This is a genomic window from Rohdeia mirabilis (assembly GCA_007750655.1).
In the GTDB taxonomy this organism is placed as follows: Bacteria; Planctomycetota; UBA1135; order UBA1135.
Genome location: CP036290.1, coordinates 2,319,928 through 2,335,462 on the forward strand (window position 1 = coordinate 2,319,928; position 15,535 = coordinate 2,335,462).

Annotated in this window: 11 protein-coding genes, 1 tRNA gene and 1 pseudogene; 5 read left to right on the plus strand and 8 right to left on the minus strand. The window is 70.6% G+C overall.

Annotated elements, in window-relative coordinates:
• The first annotated feature begins 163 nt into the window (after positions 1-163).
• Positions 164-240 (plus strand) — tRNA-Met (locus tag Pla163_RS08610).
• A 1,057-nt stretch (positions 241-1,297) separates the two neighbouring features.
• Here Pla163_RS08610 and ppc read toward each other — a convergent pair.
• Complete coding sequence (gene ppc / locus Pla163_RS08615) at positions 1,298-4,009, minus strand: phosphoenolpyruvate carboxylase (RefSeq protein WP_145186579.1); 2,712 nt, start codon at positions 4,007-4,009, stop codon at positions 1,298-1,300.
• A gap of 397 nt (positions 4,010-4,406) precedes the next feature.
• On the minus strand, positions 4,407-4,724 hold the full coding sequence (locus tag Pla163_RS08620; protein ID WP_145186582.1) for a hypothetical protein: 318 nt from the start codon (positions 4,722-4,724) through the stop codon (positions 4,407-4,409).
• A 200-nt stretch (positions 4,725-4,924) separates the two neighbouring features.
• Between Pla163_RS08620 and Pla163_RS08625 the strand changes: the two genes are divergently transcribed.
• Positions 4,925-6,562, plus strand: coding sequence for a sialate O-acetylesterase (locus Pla163_RS08625; RefSeq protein ID WP_145186585.1), 1,638 nt, complete (start codon positions 4,925-4,927; stop codon positions 6,560-6,562).
• Positions 6,563-6,620: 58 nt separating this feature from the next.
• On the opposite strand, the gene Pla163_RS08630 is transcribed toward Pla163_RS08625, so the two are convergent.
• Positions 6,621-6,866: a GlsB/YeaQ/YmgE family stress response membrane protein gene (locus Pla163_RS08630; protein WP_145186588.1), complete on the minus strand. Its 246-nt coding sequence runs from the start codon at positions 6,864-6,866 to the stop codon at positions 6,621-6,623.
• Between the two features lie 929 nt (positions 6,867-7,795).
• On the opposite strand from Pla163_RS08630, the gene Pla163_RS08635 reads away from it, so the two are divergent.
• Positions 7,796-9,043, plus strand: coding sequence for a hypothetical protein (locus Pla163_RS08635; RefSeq protein ID WP_145186591.1), 1,248 nt, complete (start codon positions 7,796-7,798; stop codon positions 9,041-9,043).
• A 146-nt stretch (positions 9,044-9,189) separates the two neighbouring features.
• Here the strand turns inward: Pla163_RS08635 and Pla163_RS18945 are convergent, their stop codons facing one another.
• The 5 genes and pseudogenes from Pla163_RS18945 to Pla163_RS08660 form a co-directional block, all read right to left on the minus strand.
• A complete protein-coding gene (locus Pla163_RS18945; RefSeq protein ID WP_419186470.1) occupies positions 9,190-9,531 on the minus strand; it encodes a hypothetical protein in 342 nt (113 codons plus the stop codon).
• A 228-nt stretch (positions 9,532-9,759) separates the two neighbouring features.
• Positions 9,760-9,936, minus strand: a pseudogene (locus Pla163_RS18950) (glutaminase); the annotation flags it as partial.
• A gap of 567 nt (positions 9,937-10,503) precedes the next feature.
• Positions 10,504-10,932 carry a large-conductance mechanosensitive channel protein MscL gene (gene mscL, locus Pla163_RS08650; protein WP_145186600.1) on the minus strand — a complete coding sequence of 143 codons (429 nt, stop codon included), beginning with the start codon at positions 10,930-10,932 and terminating at the stop codon, positions 10,504-10,506.
• 208 nt (positions 10,933-11,140) lie between these two features.
• Positions 11,141-12,376 (minus strand): ATP-grasp domain-containing protein, encoded by a 1,236-nt coding sequence (locus Pla163_RS08655; RefSeq protein ID WP_145186603.1) that lies wholly within the window; start codon positions 12,374-12,376, stop codon positions 11,141-11,143.
• Between the two features lie 217 nt (positions 12,377-12,593).
• On the minus strand, positions 12,594-13,124 hold the full coding sequence (locus Pla163_RS08660) for a hypothetical protein (RefSeq protein ID WP_145186606.1): 531 nt from the start codon (positions 13,122-13,124) through the stop codon (positions 12,594-12,596).
• 218 nt (positions 13,125-13,342) lie between these two features.
• Here Pla163_RS08660 and Pla163_RS08665 point away from each other — a divergent pair, with 218 nt between their 5' ends.
• Positions 13,343-13,597 carry an HP0495 family protein gene (locus Pla163_RS08665; RefSeq protein ID WP_145186609.1) on the plus strand — a complete coding sequence of 85 codons (255 nt, stop codon included), beginning with the start codon at positions 13,343-13,345 and terminating at the stop codon, positions 13,595-13,597.
• Positions 13,598-13,793: 196 nt separating this feature from the next.
• Entirely contained in the window at positions 13,794-15,350 is a 1,557-nt protein-coding gene (locus Pla163_RS08670; RefSeq protein WP_145186612.1) for a SulP family inorganic anion transporter, read from the plus strand.
• Positions 15,351-15,535 lie beyond the last annotated feature (185 nt).

A 15,535-nucleotide genomic window follows, 5' to 3' on the forward strand; every position in this document is an offset into this window, starting at 1 on the left:
AGGGTTGTTGACCCGCCCCGACCGCTTCCCCATACTTCCTCCCCCGAGTGGCGCTCCAGACGCGACGCTCGGGCGGAACGAGGCCTTCGGGCCCTCCTGCTCTCGGGCGGCGTTCCGACACGGCGCGCGAGCGCTGGCGATCGAAAGATCGCAGACACGGTGACGCGGGGTGGAGCAGTCTGGCAGCTCGTCGGGCTCATAACCCGGAGGTCGTAGGTTCGAATCCTACCCCCGCTACCACTCAAAGAAGCGGCGCGGCCCTAGGGGGCCGCGCCGCTTCTTTTCGTTCTGCGGGGGCAGGATTCGAACCTGCGAATGTTTCTGGCCCAACCGCTGGCGCGGTTGGAGCGTTGGTTCGAATCCTGCCTCCGCTACCACTCGAAGAAGCGGTGCGGCCCTAGGGGGCCGCGCCGCTTCTTTTCGTTCTGCGGGGGCAGGATTCGAACCTACGAATGTTTCTGGCCCAACCGCTGGCGCGGTTGGAGCATTGGTTCGAATCCTGCCTCCGCTACCACTCGAAGAAGCGGTGCAGCCCTAGGGGGCCGCGCCGCTTCTTTTCGTTCTGCGGGGGCAGGATTCGAACCTGCGAGTGTTTCTGGCCCAACCGCTGGCGCGGTTGGAGCGTTGGTTCGAATCCTGCCTCCGCTACCACTCGAAGAAACGGTGCAGCCCTAGGGGGCCGCGCCGCTTCTCTTCGTTCCGCGGGGGCAGGACTCGAACCTGCGAGTGTTTCTGGCCCAACCGCTGGCGCGGTTGGAGCATTGGTTCGAATCCTGCCTCCGCTACCACTCGAAGAAGCGGTGCAGCCCTAGGGGGCCGCGCCGCTTCTCTTCGTTCCGCGGGGGCAGGATTCGAACCTGCGAGTGTTTCTGGCCCAACCGCTGGCGCGGTTGGAGCATTGGTTCGAATCCTGCCTCCGCTACCACTCGAAGAAGCGGTGCAGCCCTAGAGGGCCGAGCCGCTTCTCTTCGTTCCGCGGGGACAGGATTCGGACCTGCGAGTGCTTCTGGCCCAACCGCTGGCGCGGTTGGAGCATTGGTTCGAATCCTGCCTCCGCTACCACTCGAAGAAGCGGTGCAGCCCTAGGGGGCCGCGCCGCTTCTTTTCGTTCCGCGGGGACGGGACTCGAGCCGGCGAGTGCTTCTGGCTCCAGCCGCGCCAGCGGTTGGAGCTGGTTCGAACCGTGTCTTCCATCGCACTCGGGGAGAGGGGCGCGGAGTCTCGAGGGCTGCGCGCGGGCGGTGGGCGAGCAGGATCGCGGTCCGGGTGCTACCAGCGTCGGCAGCGTGTGCGCGCTTCACCCCGTGTTCCGCAGCCCGCGCGCGATGCCGCGCACGGTCTGGACGAGCACGCGTTCGAGGTCGCGGTCCTCGCGGCCGCCGGCACGCCAGCGTTCGAGCAGGTCGATCTGCACGAAGCTCATCGGATCGACGTAGGGATTGCGCAGGCGGATCGAGCGTTGGAGCGTCGGATCGCGTTCGAGGAGTTCGTTCGAACGGACGAGTTCGAGGACGGCGGCGACGGAGCGCTCGTGCTCGGCTCGGACGACGGGGAAGAGGCGCGCACCGGCCGTGCCGGCGAGCTCGGAGTAGCGCGCCGCGATGTGGAGATCGCTCTTCGCCAGGACCATCTCGACATCGGAGACGAGCATCGCGAGGAAGGGCCACTGGTCGAGGGCGCGGCGCATCGTGTCGAGGCCGTGCGCGTCGATCGCGGCGGACAGCCCGGTGCCGACGCCGAACCAGCCCGGGAGCACGGCGCGGCACTGGGTCCACGCGAAGACCCACGGAATCGCGCGCAGGTCGCCGACGCCGCACATGCTGCGTCGGCGCGCCGGTCTGGAACCGATCTCGAGGCGCTCGATCACGTCGATCGGCGTCATCCCCTCGAAGAGCGCGATGAAGTCCGGATCGTCGTGCACGAGCGCGCGGTACGCGGTGCGGCTGGCGCTGCTGATCGTCCGGGCGATCGCGCGCTGCTCGTTCGTCGCCGGGCGCGCCGGGTCGCCGCCCGCGCTGCGCTCGAGCAGCGCTCCCACGGACAGCTCGAGCGTGCGCGTCGCGATGCCGCGCAGGCCGTACTTGCCGCCGATGATCTCGCCCTGTTCGGTGGAACGGGCATGGCCTCCCAGCGCTCCGGGCGGAGTCGCGAGGATCCCCGCGCGCGGTTTCGAACCACCGCGACTGATCGAACCGCCGCGACCGTGGAAGAGCGTCAACGCGAGGCCGAGATCGGCTGCGGTGGCGACCAGACGCTCCTGGGCGTCGACGAGGGCGACGCGCGACGCCGCGATGCCGCCGTCCTTGTTGCTGTCGGAGTAGCCGAGCATCACGACCTGCCGCCCGCCGCGCGCGACCAGGTGCTCGGAGTAGCTCGGGTCCTGGCACAGGGCGCGCAGCACGTCGGGCCCAGCCTCCAGATCGTCGACCGTCTCGAACAGCGGCGCCACGTCGAGCGGGACGTGCCCCGACTCGTCGACGCAGCCGCCCGCGCGCGCCAACAGGAGAACCGCCAGGGCGTCGTCCGGACCCTGCGCCATCGAGACGATGTACGGACCGAGCGCGCGGTCCCCGTAGCGCTCGCGTGCCTCGGCGAGGGCGCGGAAGACCTCCAGCGTGCGCACGGACTCCTCGTCGGAGGCCGCGTGTCTCGGTGCGTGCTCGCCGCGCAGCGCCTCGGCGATGCGAGCGACGCGTTCGGAGGGCGCGCGCGACGCGAAGTCCGCAGCACCGAGCAGCGTGCCCACGACGCGCCGGTGCACCTCGGCGTCCTGGCGCACGTCCAGTGCCGCGAGGTGGAAGCCGAAGACGTCGACGCGCCACAGCGCGCGCCGCACGAGCGCTAGGCCGGAGAGGCTCCCCGCGTTGCTGGCGAGGCTGCGTTCGACGAGCTCGAGGTCGGCGCGGAACTCGTTCGGCAGGCCGTAGCCGCCCTCTTCGCCACGACGCTTGCGTTCGAGGCGCGCCTCCATCAGCCACAACAGCTGGCGGTAGGGCATGCCGGCGTAGCGCGTCGGAATGCGTGCGAAGTCGTCGGGCAACCGCGCGGCGTAGTCCTCCACGCGCGCCAGCACCGCGTCGTCGACGCCGACGCGCGTGGTCGACTGCGACAGGTGTTCGTGCAGGCCGCGCAACTCGTCGCCGTAGCGCGCGAGGGCGAGCTCGAGGTGGCGCGCGAGCGTGGCGCGCATGGTTGGCGCGCCCACGTTCGGATTGCCGTCCATGTCGCCGCCGACCCAGGACGCGAAGCGCAACACCGGCCGCTCGACCCGGACCGGTTGGCCGTAGGCGAGTTCGAGCGCGCGTTCGAGCTCCTCGTGGACGGCGGGAACGACGCGGTACAGGACGTCGGCCAGATGGAACAGCACGTGCTCGACCTCTTCGGCCACGGTCGGTCGGTCGGGGAGTTGCTCCTCGGTCTGCCAGGCCGACGCGATCTCGAGCGCAACGGCCTGATCGAGCGTCGCGAGCGCCACCGGATCGAGCGCGTCCTCGTGGAAGCGCGCGACGAGCGCTCGCGCCAGTCGCTGGTCCTTCTTGAGCAGCGTGCGCCGCACGGACTCGGTCGGGTGCGCCGTGAAGACGGGCTCGACCACCAGCGACGCGAGTGCGGCCTGCACCTCCTCGAGCGTCGTACCGCGGCGCGCGAGTTCGAGTGCACTGGCCCGCAGGCTCCCGGGTTGTGCGGCGCCCGCGCGGCGGTAGTCGATCCGGCGCCGCAACCTGTGGACCTGCTCGGCCATGTTGACGACGCCGAAGTAGGCGCTGAACGCGCGCACCACCTCGAGCGCGATGGCGGGGGAGAGCGACCCGAGGGTGGCTTCCAGTTCCGCGCCCGCCACGGGGTCCGACTTGCGCCGTCTGCGTGCCGCGAGCCGAGCCGTCTCGACGGTCTCGTACACCCCTGGCGGCGCGAGCTCGCGCAGGATCCTGCCCAACAGGGCGCCGAGTCGACCGACGTCGCGGCGCAGCGGCCGGTCCTTGAGAGCGAAACGAACGGGCTGGTTCATCGGGGGCCATCTTGCGCGCCGCACTCCCGCGAACAAGGGTGGAGGTGTGGATCGCGACCGGGCGTCTCGCTCCGGTCGTCGAGGCACCACTCGGGCGGCCGCGACGATCTGACACCAGTGGCCGCGTCGTTCGGATCGGGCGACGAGATTCGACCCGATCGCCCGCGAACCGGTCGTCGTGGCGCTGCGCCGCTCGTCCGTGTCACTCGTCCGTGTCACTCGTCCGTGTCACTCGCCTGTGTCACTCGTCCGTGTCACTCGTCCGTGTCACTCGTCCGTGTCACTCGCCCGTGTCACTCGCCCGTGTCACTCGCCCGTGTCACTCGCCCGTGTCACTCGCCCGTGTCACTCGCCCGTGTCACTCGCCCGTGTCACTCGCCCGTGTCACTCGCCCGTGTCACTCGCCCGCGACGTTCGCCACGAGGCGTCGCACCAGCTCGCGCAGCTTCGCGCGGTGCAGCCTCGCGATCTGGTCAGCGCGGTGCTCGAGGCGGCGGGTCGCTTCGTCCTCGTCGCCACGGGCCGCTGTGCGCGGCACGAGCTCGGTCCAGTGTTCGTCGAGCGGACCGAGGTGGGCGGGGTCCGCGTCGCCTTGGATGCGCGCTTCGAAGGTCCCCGCGACGTGGGGTGCCTGGGCATCGACGGTGGCGAAGAGCACGAGATCGTCGGCCCGACTCGGGAACGAGTACGCGTACCTCTGGCCGACGAGCTCCACGTGGACGGCGTCGACCCGTGTGCCGAGGGTCGTCGCGCATCGCTGGCTCGGAGTCCGTGCCAGCGACGCGCCCGTCGAGCTCGGCCGTCGACCGTGCCCGTCGACCGTGGCAACGCTCGTGGCCGGTGGAGCGTCCCGCTGCTCGAGCCCCTTGGAGCACAGCGAGAGGCACAGGGGCGCGGAACAGCTAGTCTTCGAGGATGCGCACCATGCTCTTCTTCCTGCTCGTCGTCGGCACCCTCTTCAGCTCGGTTCGGGCCGAGGACTCCGTCACGCGCGTCTTCATCTTCGCCGGCCAGTCCAACATGGTCGGTTCGGACTCGCACGCCGAACACATCGAGCGCTTCCCACCCTTCGCGGGACTCGACGAACCACAGAAGGACGTGCGCTTCTCCTACGTGATCGGACGCGAGGACAAGCGACGTTCCGACGGTTGGGTGCCGCTCGCTCCGGTGGACGGCGTGGTCGGACCCGAGCTGAGCTTCGCGCGCAAGGTCTCGAGCCGCATCGATGCGCCGGTCGCGATCGTCAAGGTCGCGGCGGGGGGCACGCACCTGGGCGGCGACTGGAACCCGGACGAGCCGACCGGCTTTCGCATGTATCCGCTCCTGCTCGAGACCGTGCGCGCGTCGTTGGCCGAGCTGGACGCGAAGGGCGTGCGCTACCGCCTCGAAGGCCTGATGTGGCACCAGGGCGAGAACGACATGTTCGAGGACGGATTCGAGGAGGCCTACGGCGCCAACCTCGCGAGCTTCATCGCGTGCGTGCGTCGCGACCTCGAGGTGCCGGAATTGCGCGTGTACGTGGGCGAGCTGTGCACCAAGACGGTCTGGGGGATGGACATGCGCCCGCACATGGACGCGATCGCGCGCGGACAGAAGGCGGCGACGACGGCCGATCCGCTGGCGCAGTACGTGCCCACGTCGCACGTCGCCGTGGAGATCGGTGGCGGCGCCGGCCTGCACTACCACTACGGCACCCTCGGCCAGCTCGAGCACGGTGTGAACTACGCGGACGCCTACCTCGCCAACGTGGGGCTCGCCGACGAACCCACGCCGTCGCTCGCGAAGTGGCCGGTGCGCGCGGGGAAGGAGATCGAACTCTTCGTGCTCGCCGGCCACCGCAACATGGAGGGCGAACGCGCCTTCGTCCAGCACCTCGCCGAGCTGAAGGGCGGGCGCGGGCTCGCCGCGCCGAACGTCAAGATTCCGTACCGCTACGACGTGGGCGGCGGTTTCCGCGTCTCGAACGGTTGGGAGGCGCTCGCGCCGTCCGGGCCCTACGACACCTTCGGTCCCGAACTCAGCTTCGGTCGGACGCTCGCGAAGAAGCTGCGAACGCCGTTCGCCATCGCCAAGTTCACGCACAGCGGCTCGCAGATCGTCGACTGGACCCCCGCGGGCAGCGAGGCCGAGGATCGCAACCTGTATCCCGCATTCATCGCGTTCGTGCGTGCGGCGATCGCGGACCTCGAGGAGCGCGGACACCGCGTGAAGCTCGCCGGCATCGTCTACCACGTGGGCGAGAACGACATGTCGTTCCATCCCTATCGCGAGGCGGCGGCCGAACGTCTCGCGACCGTGATCGAACGCAGTCGCGCGGACCTCGAGCTGCCCGAACTCACCTGGTTCGTCAGCCAGCAGGCCCCCACGGACGACGAGAGTGTGAACGGGATCGACGTCGTCGCGCGCGTCGCCGAGATGGCGGCCGCGGACCCGCACTGCGTGCATCTGCGCGCGTTCGAGCCGCCGCCCCAGGCCGAGCAGCTCGTGTTCGACACCGCGGGTGTCGTGTGGCTCGGCGAGTGGCTGGCCGAACAGGTGTTGGCACGGCGTTGACGGCTCCGTCGGGACGGCGCGGTGCGATCACCGCGCCGACCGCGTCCGTCGCGCGCGCTCAGGCCTTCTTGAGAACGCCGACGATCACGAGCAGCAACGCCGATCCGGCGAAGGCCGTGAGCAGCACGCCCAAGAGATCGTCCTGGTTCCCGACGCCCATCTGGCGCGAGAGGTAGCCACCGAGCACGGCGCCGAGCACTCCGACGACGACGTTGCCGATCAACCCGAAGCCGCGGCCCTTGACCAAGAGTCCGGCGAGCCAACCGGCGAGGGCGCCGATCGCGAGGAAGTAGACGTATTCCATTCGAGTCGTGGTGGGGGACGGTCGGGGGCAGGCCTGTGCCTGGAACGGTACCGGAAGCGAGCGGTGGTGCCGTGCTCGAGCGGGGCCGGTGGGGCGAGCGTCCCGCGCTGCGACGGTCGGGCACCGCGCGAGGGACTTCGGGCGCGCCCGCCGCACTGGGGCGGAGGCGAAACGCTCGACCGGGAGATCGAGGCCGCGTCCGCACGAGGCGACCCCCGGCCGGCTGGCACGCGGGGCACGGACGTCGGTCGCGAGCGGGTTGCGGTGAGTGCGCCTGCGAAGACGGTGTGGTTCGCAGATGAACGGCGCAGTGCGCTTCGAGGGCGAAATCCCCCGCGCAGCCATGTCCGGCGGTGTTTCGGTCGACGGGCGCGACTCCTCACCACACCGCGACTTCGGGTCGAACCAAGGCGCGATCCCAGACCTGTGGGGGCAGCTCCCCGCCGACGTTGCGGAACATCGGGGAGCGGGGTACGGTCCAAAGGAGCGGTCCCGGCTCTCCGAGCTCCTCGTGGAGCGACTCGAGCCGGTCCGATCGGCCAGTCCTATCGGGACTGCAGGCGCTGGTTCTCCGTCCGACGACGGCGAACCGCGTTCGATCTGCAGGCCCTGCCTAGCGGACCCCCTCCGTGGGGTCACACCATGGGGTCACACCATGGGGTCACACCATGGGGTCACACCGTGGGGTCACACCGTGGGGTCACACCGCAGGTTCCACACGGCTGCTTCACCGCCGCTTCGCTCCGCAAAGTGCGCTCGACCGCAGACGGCCGACCGGACCTCCAGGTTCGGGGCCCTGCTCCTCGGACCCAGCTCCCAGGAGACACGGCCGCGTGGCACCAGCCGCCCTTCCCGGGTCCGGCCCCGACGATCGGACCGCCCCTGCCTTCCCTGCCTTCGCACCCTTCCACCAACGGTCCACCACGACGATGCGCCAACTCTCGAAGAGCCTTCTCACGCTCGCTGCCTCACTTCTACTCACCAGCCCGCTCCTGGCCCAGAACGACGACTGCGCCGGCGCCATCGCCATCGGCGACGGACTGACGGTCGGAACCAACACCGGAGCCACCGACAGCGCGGTCACCGGTTCCTGCGGTCTGATGGGATCCGACGTCTGGTTCGCCTACACGGCCAGCTGCACCGGCAACGTCATCGCGAGTCTGTGCCTCAACGGCGCGACGGCCGACTACGACTCCGTTCTGGCGGTGTTCGACGGCGCGTGCGGTGCACTCGTCCAGATCGGGTGCGCGGACGACGGCTGCGGCGCGACGAACCGCCAGTCGACGATCAACTTCCAGGCGACCTCCGGGCAGACCTACCTGGTCGCCGTCGGCGGCTACCAAGGCGCCCAGGGCAACTTCACCCTGTCCATGAGCTGCGGCACGACCACGGACGACGAGTGCGCGGGAGCCACCCCGATCTTCGACGGCGTGACGGCGGGCAGCAACGTGGGCTACACGACCTCGCCCCAGACGGCGACCTGCTCGGCGTCGACCGGCAGCATCGGCGCGGACAGGTGGTACGAGTACGTCGCGGCCGGCTCGGGCGATCTTCTCGTCTCGGTCTGCACCTCGGTCGGTGGCTCGGCCACTTTCGACACCCTCATCGGTGCCTTCACCGGTACCTGCGGCAACCTGACGGAGATCGCCTGCAACGACGACCGCTGTGGACTCCAGTCGCAGATGCGCTTCCCCGTCGTCTCGGGTCAGACGTACTACATCGTCATCGGCGGCTACAACGGCGCGACCGGCACCTACAACCTGCTGGTCGACTGCGCCAACTGCTCGGCCGCCTCGTCCGAGATCCCGCGCCTCGGCACGCCGCCGAACCCGCAGGCCTTCATGCCCGGTGTGACGTCCGGTCCGGTGATCGGCTTCACCTGGGATCCGGTGGTCGATCACACGACCTTCGTGCCCGCCGCGCTCCTCGACTTCATGATCATCTCGCCGTTCGCGTTCAACTCGGACCTCGGCGCGCCCGTCGGAACGCTGCTGTGTGATCCGCTCGCTTCGTTCTTCATGTACAAGGTCTCGACGCCGGGCGTGCCCTTCGCGTTCCCGATCCCGCCGGAGCCCACCATCGTCGGTGTGTCCCTCTGCACCCAGGGTGGATCGATCGACCTGAACTTCGAAGCGAACCTCGCCAACGCCCTCGACATCACGATCGGCGTGATGTGATCGAGAGGCGCCGCTCGATCGGTCGGCCGCGAGTTCGGCGGTCCGAGGGCGCACGGCAGCACGAGCACCGAAGCTCGAGGAATCGGTGGTCCGCTCCTTCGTCCGAAGGGGTGGGCCACTGTTCGTGGGGGGCCAGTTCGCTCCGCTCAGCGGCCGACCCAGCGCGCGGGCCAGGCCTTCCCCGAGGTGTCGAGGACGCACAGGGGGGTGCCGTCGACCAGTCGCGGTTCGGCCGAGGTACCGGATACGACCTGGGCACGGCCCGGTTCGAGCGGGCTGCGAACCAGGAGGTCGACCGCGGGGAAGAACACCGAGCCGGACCCGTCGGTCGCGCGCACGGCCGCGAAAGCGAGCGAGCGGCGGCCGCGGTTCACCAGGGTGAGGACGACGACGCCCGCCCGGCGCTCGGCGGTGACCTCGAGGGGGCCGCGCCTGCCGAAGAGCCCGCTCGCGAGCCATTCGAGTGCGATCTGCAGGAGGTCGGACATCGCGAGAGGGAGCTGGCCCTGTTCGTTGGCTAGGGGAATGGGCGCCCCAGGGCCCTGGATCGGGTGGGGCGGACGGCGCGCGGGGAGTCGATCGGGTCGCGGCCGGCTCGGGACCCAGTCGGTGCCCACGCCAGGCCCGTTCGGCTCGACCAATGAGCGAGGACGGTACCGCGGGTCGGGCCGTTCCTCGAAGGGCGTGCTCGTGGTTCGGGCCGCGAAGGCGCCCAGCTGGAGCTCCGACGAGAGGGCGCGGAGCACCGCGAGCCCGCGCACGCTGGTTCCGTGGTGATCGACGGCCGGCGACCACGTGGCGATCGCCATGCGACCGGGGACCACCGCCACCAGCGCTCCCGAGAGCTCCGACTTGGCGGGCACGCCGACCTGCGCGGCGAAGGCGCCCGAAACCGTCGTGCAGCCCGCAGGTGGACATCACGCTCAGGGGGTCGCGGACGGTGCGCGCGCCCAGGAAAGCGTGTCGGGCCCCACCGGCCGGCCTCCGCGCGCGAGCGAAGCACCCAGGCGCGCCAGTCGCACGGCGTCGACCACGACGCAACACTGCTGGAGGTGGAGTTCGAGCGCGGCACTCTCGTCGTCGACGCAGTCGCTGCCCGCCTGGAGCGCGGCGATGGCGCCGTTGCGATCGCGGGCCTTTCCACTCGGACTCGAGCATCTCGGCGTCCACCCGCACGGAGGCTCTCGCCGCATTCGAGCATTCGTCGAACGCGCCGCCGTCCACGATGCACAGGGTTCGCCGTCCCGCCCGCGACGTCGCGCGACCGACGCGGCGGTAGGAGCGCGACGGGCCCGTACGCGGCATACCTCGGCGCGGGCTCCGGAGCACCTGGCTCACGAACGTGAGGCGCCCCCACGGTCGGTCGGACCGAGGGGGCGCCGGGTGGCCGGAGGCATTGGGGTCGAGCGCAGCGCGGGGGTCGTTCTCGCGCTCGATCCCCGTCGCGTCTCAGGTCGCGCTCAGACCGGCGACGTGCAGTGGCCGCACTTCGTCGCCGCGATCGGGATCGACATCAGGCAGTGCGGGCAGTCCTTCGTCGTCGGGGCGGCGGGGGCCGCTTCTTCTTCGCGGCGCAGGCGGTTCATGCCCTTCACCAGCATGAACACCGCGAAGGCGATGATCACGAAGGTGATGCAGATGTTGATGAAGTTGCCGTAGTTGATCGCGACGGCGGCGACCTCGGTGCCGTCGGCGGCGACCGAGGCTTCCTGGATCACGAGCTTGTACTCGGAGAAGTCGACGCCACCCAGGAGCATGCCGATCGGCGGCATGATGATGTCGTCAACCATGCTCTTCACGATGGGCGTGAACGCACCACCGATGATGATGCCGATGGCCATGTCCATCACGTTGCCCTTGACGGCAAAGTCCTTGAATTCCTTGAGCATGCCCATGGGCATTCACCTTCTTGAGATTGGGGGGAGGGGAGGGGGAAGGCGCGAAGCAGACCATCGGGGGCCGGGCTCCGTCAACTAGCAGCCTCGGTCGCGCGGCCGTCGCACGGCGTCTCGCGAGTCCTGTCGAGCCACTCGCACCGAGCGCCAAAGGCCCTGACCCGTCGGGAGCGAGGCCGCCCGTTCCGGGCTGACGGATCGTTCACTCCAGTTCGAAGCGCAGGGCCCTGTGCGCCGCGGTCAGGCTGGCGGCGACCGCGTCGCGATCGGCGCCGTCCGCGAAGATGGCCCCCAGGTCCTGGCCCGATCCTTCGCGCGGGGCGACGAGGTCGCCCGGTTCGGCCTTCAGAGCGACCCTTCGGACGCCGGGCACCGCACGCGCCGTGTCCACGCCGTGGATCGCGCGCAGACGGCCGGCTCCGGGGTGCACGATCCAGACCCCGGACGTGCGCCGCGGCTCGGTGGGCAGCGTCGGGCACTCGCCCAGTTCGATCCGCAGCAGCGCTTCCCACGGATCGAAGCCCCATGCGCGGGCGAGGAGCTTCATCAGGCGACCTCCGGGCGGGCGCGACGCCAACTCGCCCAGCACGAGTCCGCGCCGCGTTCGGAACAGCTCCACGTGGGTGATGCCCCGTTCGACTCCGGCCGCCTCGACGGCGCGTTCGGCGAAGGCGCGGATCTCGCGGGCGGACTCGGGACGAAGGACCGCCGGGAGGATGTTCGCGTGGCGGGGGACGAAGTACTCGGTCGGGTTGAAGAAGATCGCGTTGCCGCCGTGGACGAACGATTCGACGCTCATCTCGACCCCTTCCACCCAGCCCTCGGCCAGCCACCCGTAGCCGCCGCTCTCGAGGGCCGCGATCTCCGCCAGGGCGCGCTCGGCACCTTCGACGGTCGTCACGCGTCGCTGCTTCCGACCGCCGGAGTCGCGTCGCGGCTTGAGCATCAGCGGCAGGCCGAGGGCGTCGACCAGTTCCTTCGCCGTGGTCCGCGCCGTGACCTCGCGCCAGGTGGCGACCGGCACGTCGTGCTCCTGCATCGCGCGCTTCATCACGACCTTGTCCGCGCACGCCAGTGCCGTTCGCCGTGAGTTCCCCGGCGCGCCGAAGGCCTCGCGCAGGTGGGCGGCCACGACGACGGTGCGTTCGGCGGTCGCGACCACGGCCGCGGGGCGTCGACCGTCGAGCAGCTCGCGCGCGGCCCGTTCCACCGACGCCAGGTCCCGTTGGAGATCGACTTCCCGCACGCCGACGATGCCCGGGTGCGCAGGGCGACGCCGGCCGCGCGCCAGGAGCACGAGCGCCGGCCGTCCGAGTCGTTCGACGGCGCGCGCGAGGCCCTGTTGGTGCCCGACCAGCAGTAGCGGCGCGTCGCCAGCGGGAGCGAGACGATCGACGGGATCCGGCTCGGATCCTTGCTTCGGCGATTCGGCGGGCATCGGTGACTGACGGTTCGTAGGGGCACCGCTCGGGGGCGACGCGACCGGACGTGGGCTGGGTCCGGTCGCGGGGCCGCGCGACGTCCGCCAAGGCTGGGTTCGGCCGGCGCGGTGCGGGCATTCAAATCGACGTCGGGTCCCGCCCGTGCACCGCTCCCCCGAGCCCGCCCCAGGCGGTGAGCGCTCGTCGAACGCGGCGCGCGCTCCCGGATGGACGTCAGGCCGCGGGGGGGGCGAACGCGCCGGCGCGTCCCAGTGCCACTTCCACTTCCGCTCGCAGTGCGCTCATCTGTGCGGTGGCGAGTCCCAGTCCCACCCGTCCGATCGCGAACAGAACGGCGGCGGCGAGCAGCGCGACACCGACCGCGCCCAGTGCCCACGGGGCCTCGTCGAGCACCACTTGGACCAGCGCCCACATGCACGCGAAGGCGAGCACCGTGCCGAGCGCCAGGTACGTCAGCATGAAGGCCGTCCACAGACTGGGGTGCGGCGTGAAGAAGCCGCGGACGTAGCTGCGCGCCGGCTCGGGCGAATCGACCTCGGTGCGATGGGCTTCGATCGACAGGTGCAGGTACGGCGACCAGAAGTGGCGCTCGTCCGCCGGGACGGTGAGCATCAGGTGCCCGCCGAGTGCCGTGCCGATCAGCGGGGCGTCGCTGCGCAGGTGCGCGGCGAGTTCGGCCTCGACGCGCGCGGGTGCGGCCTCGACGGCGAGATCGAAACCCGGTCGGAAGAGTCGCTGGCGCATCGGGGGACGGGAGGTGTTGGGGGGCGGGGGCCGTCCGCGTGGAACGGAGCGTCGCGGACGGACGATCCTAGCAGTCCCTGGTCGTGGCGCGTCGGACCGGCGAGTGGCGCGGTTCGCGAGCCCGGAGCCGCGTTCGGCGTCCCCGCCGCCGCCGCGCGCGCAGCGTTCTTCGCGCAGCGTCCTTCCGCTCGCGTTGCCGACCGCTCACACTCCGCTCCATGGACGTCGGTGACCTCGAGATTCACTACCCCGTGCGCTGGCAGTACACGCTGTTCGGGCGCGACGAGGGCGCGCTGCGCGCCGCGATCGACGCGGTTCTCGCCGGACGCGACGTGACGGTGGACCTTTCGAAGCGCAGCACGCGCGGCACGTACCTTTCGCTGTCGGTGGAGCTAGTCGTGCGCGACGAGGACGACCGGACCGGGATCTGGCGCGCGCTCGCGGCCCGCGCGGAAGTGCTCTACGTGGTCTGAGTTCGACCGCGCGCGCCGCGGCCCGCTCGGGCGCGAGCGCGTGGGCGTCCGAGGTCCGGCGGTGGGGCGCCGCCTCGCGCGGAGCACGGATGGTCCTGGAGGTCGCGCGCGACCTCGCTACCCTGCGCGGTTCGTCCCGGGCCGCCAGAGTCCGTCCGGCCACCACCCTTCGACTCCCAGCGCGTCCGTCCCTTCCGTGTTCGACCTTCGCTCACAGGCTCCCGCCACCACACGCACCGACCTCCTGTCGGGGCTCACCGTCGCGCTGGCCCTCGTGCCCGAGGCGGTCGCCTTCGCCTTCGTGGCGGGCGTGCCTCCGATCGTCGGCCTGCACGCCGCCTTCATCGTCGGGCTCGTGACCAGCATCTTCGGCGGTCGGCCCGGGATGATCTCGGGGGCGACCGGCGCCCTGGCCGTGGTGCTCGTGTCCCTCGTGTCCGAACACGGCATCCAGTACATGTACGCGGCGGTGCTCCTGATGGGGGCGCTGCAGGTGCTCGCCGGGGTACTGCGCCTCGGCAAGTTCATCCGGATGGTGCCGCACCCCGTGATGCTCGGGTTCGTGAACGGGCTCGCGATCGTGATCTTCCTGGCGCAGCTGGGTCAGTTCAAGGTCACGGGGCCGGACGGTTCGCTCGAGTGGATGTCCGGCACGCCGCTGCTGGTGATGCTCGGACTCGTGGCCGCGACGATGGCGACGATCCACTTCCTGCCGAAGTTGACGAAGGCCGTGCCCGCGTCGCTCGCGGCGATCGTCGGCGTGACGCTGGTCACCATCGGACTCGATCTGGACACCCCGACCGTCGTCGACTTCCTGCGCACGATGACCGGGGACGCGAGCGCGTCGCTGGCCGGTGGCTTGCCGGTCTTCGCCCTGCCCGACGTGCCGTTCGACCTGGAGACCCTGCGGATCGTGCTGCCCTACGCGGTGATCCTCGCTTCGGTGGGCCTGATCGAGTCGCTCCTGACGCTGACGCTGGTGGACGAGATCACCGAGACGCGTGGCCGCGGCAACAAGGAATGTGTGGCCCAGGGCGCCGCGAACCTGACCTGTGGCGTGTTCGGCGCGATGGGCGGCTGCGCGATGATCGGCCAGAGCATGATCAACATCAACTCGGGCGGTCGCGGGCGCCTGTCGGGCATCACGGCGTCGCTGGTGCTGCTCGCGTTCGTCCTCGTGGCCTCGCCGCTGATCGAGGTCGTGCCCCTCGCGGCGCTCGTGGGTGTGATGTTCATGGTGGTCCTCGGCACCTTCGAGTGGTCGAGCATCCGCGTGCTGACGAAGGTCCCGAAGTCGGACGCCATCGTGATCGTCCTGGTCTCGTCGGTCACGGTCGCCACGGACCTCGCCGTCGCGGTCTTCGTCGGCGTGGTCGTCTCGGCGCTCGTCTTCGCCTGGAAGCACGCGAAGAACGTCTACGTCGAGGCGCGCACGGACGAAGAGGGCGCGCGCGTCTACACCCTGCACGGCCCGCTGTTCTTCGGCTCGACCAAGCGCTTCTCCGAGCTCTTCGACCCGCGCCAGGACCCCGACGACGTGATCATCGACTTCCAGTACGCGCGGGTGTCGGACCACTCGGCCATCGAGGCGATCGACTCCTTGGCGGAGCGCTACCTGAACGTCGGGAAGGAGCTGCACCTGCGCCACCTGAGTCCCGAGTGCCGCCAGCTGCTGCGCAAGGCGGGGGGCATGGTCGAGGTCAACGTGATCGAGGACCCGCGCTACCACGTGGCGACCGACGCGTTGGCGTGACGCGCGATCGACCGGGGCGCGCCGCGGTCGACCTGCGGGGCCACCCGGTCGAGGTCCCGCGGTCGGCCGCCCGACGCCGCTCGATCACGGGCACGCAGCGGTCGCGCGGCGCCGAGGGGTTCGTCGGCCCGCTCCCGCGACGCCGCCCCGTCTCGCCCGCCCGGGGCGCAGAAATCGACGGATCC